At 42.8% G+C, this 2,585-nt stretch carries 1 protein-coding gene; it reads left to right on the top strand.

The window, feature by feature from the left end:
* A partial coding sequence (locus tag ACWNT5_RS24170) for a beta strand repeat-containing protein (protein ID WP_456518846.1) occupies window positions 1–2,585 on the top strand: 2,585 nt, incomplete at both ends.

The following is a 2,585-nucleotide window of genomic DNA, read 5'->3' as shown; positions in this document are numbered from 1 at the left end:
ATTGAGATAGAGGATGCGAATGCAGATGCAGGAAGTATCGTAGGCAGTCCGATAGCAAGTTTAGCACCAGGTGCTAGTGTAACAGTGACAGCAAATCAAACAATTACACAAGCAGATATCGATGCTGGTTTTATAGAGAACAGTGCTACAGCTACAGGAGATAGTCCTCTAGGAGGTCCTGATGATGTAACAGATGTATCTGATGCAGGCGATGAGAGTGTTGAGACACCAAATGGAGATGGAAGTACAGATTCAGATCCTACCAATGACCCAACAGTTACTACGATTACTGCCGATCCAAGTCTAAGTGTTATCAAGACAGTCAGGGTAGCAGGAAGTGCATTGAACGATGTTATCGAGTATGATATTGTAGTGACCAATACAGGTAATGTAACAATAACCGATATTGAGATAGAGGATGCGAATGCAGATGCAGGAAGTATCGTAGGCAGTCCGATAGCAAGTTTAGCACCAGGTGTTAGTGTAACAGTGACAGCAAATCAAACAATTACCCAGGCAGATATCGATGCAGGCTTTATAGAGAACAGTGCTACTGCTACAGGAGATAGTCCAAGTGGAACAGATGATGTAACAGATGTATCCGATGCAGGTGATGAGACTGTTGAGACACCAAATGGAGATGGCACGACCGATGGAGAGACCGATAACGATCCAACAGTTACAGATTTGACAGCCGATCCAAGTCTAAGCGTTATCAAGACAGTTAGAGTTGCAGGAAGCGCTTTGAATGATGTTATTGAGTATGATATTGTAGTGACCAATACAGGTAATGTTACATTAACCGATATTGAGATAGAGGATGCGAATGCAGATGCGGGCAGTATCGTAGGAAGTCCGATAGCGAGTTTAGCCCCAGGCACTAGTGTAACCGTAACTGCAAATCAAACGATTACCCAAGCAGATATCGATGCAGGCTTTATAGAGAACAGTGCTACTGCTACAGGAGATAGTCCAAGTGGAACAGATGATGTAACAGATGTATCTGATGCAGGCGATGAGAGTGTTGAGACACCAAATGGAGATGGAAGTACAGATTCAGATCCTACCAATGACCCAACAGTTACAGATTTGACAGCCGATCCAAGTCTAAGCGTTATCAAGACGGTTAGGGTAGCAGGAAGCGCCTTAAATGATGTTATCGAGTATGATATTGTAGTGACCAATACAGGTAATGTTACATTAACCGACATTGAGATAGAGGATGCGAATGCAGATGCAGGAAGTATCGTAGGCAGTCCGATAGCAAGTTTAGCACCAGGTGTTAGTGTAACAGTGACAGCAAATCAAACAATTACCCAGGCAGATATCGATGCAGGCTTTATAGAGAACAGTGCTACTGCTACAGGAGATAGTCCAAGTGGAACAGATGATGTAACAGATGTATCCGATGCAGGTGATGAGACTGTTGAGACACCAAATGGAGATGGCACGACCGATGGAGAGACCGATAACGATCCAACAGTTACAGATTTGACAGCCGATCCAAGTCTAAGCGTTATCAAGACAGTTAGAGTTGTAGGAAGCGCTTTGAATGATATTATTGAGTATGATATTGTAGTGACCAATACAGGTAATGTTACATTAACCGATATTGAGATAGAGGATGCGAATGCAGATGCGGGAAGTATTGTAGGCAGTCCGATAGCAAGTTTAGCACCAGGTGTTAGTGTAACAGTGACAGCAAATCAAACAATTACCCAAGCAGATATCGATGCAGGCTTTATAGAGAACAGTGCTACTGCTACAGGAGATAGTCCAAGTGGAACAGATGATGTAACAGATGTATCCGATGCAGGTGATGAGACTGTTGAGACACCAAATGGAGATGGCACGACCGATGGAGAGACGGATAACGATCCAACAGTTACAGATTTGACAGCCGATCCAAGTCTAAGCGTTATTAAGACAGTTAGGGTAGCAGGAAGCGCCTTAAATGATGTTATCGAGTATGATATTGTAGTGACCAATACAGGTAATGTTACTTTGACAGACATTGAGATCACTGATGATAATGCAGATGCAGGAAGTATCGTAGGCAGTCCGATAGCGAGTTTAGCACCAGGCGCTAGTGTAACAGTGACAGCAAATCAAACGATTACCCAAGCAGATATGGATGCAGGCTTTATAGAGAACAGTGCTACAGCTACTGGGGATAGTCCAAGTGGTACGGATGATGTAACAGATGTATCCGATGCAGGGGATGAGACTGTTGAGACACCAAATGGAGATGGCACGACCGATGGAGAGACGGATAACGATCCAACAGTTACAGATCTTATAGCTGATCCTGATTTAATATTAGTTAAAACTGGTGTAGCAAGTGGTTCAAATGTTGGAGATGTTATTACCTATACATTCACTGTTACCAATACAGGTAATGTAACAGTAAGTAATATTTTTATAGATGATATTCTTACTGGAAGCACTAATCTGGCTATCACACCATCTACATTGGCACCAGGAGAACAAGGTACTGCGCAGGCAACATATGTAATTACACAGGTTGATATTAATAACGGAGAAGTTATAAATAGCGCTACTGTGATAGGAGAAGATCCAAATGG

It is taken from the genome of Aquimarina sp. 433 (assembly GCF_054054605.1).
The sequence above is the reverse complement of the archived record's forward strand: the minus strand, read 5'-3'. Positions and strand labels throughout refer to the sequence as shown.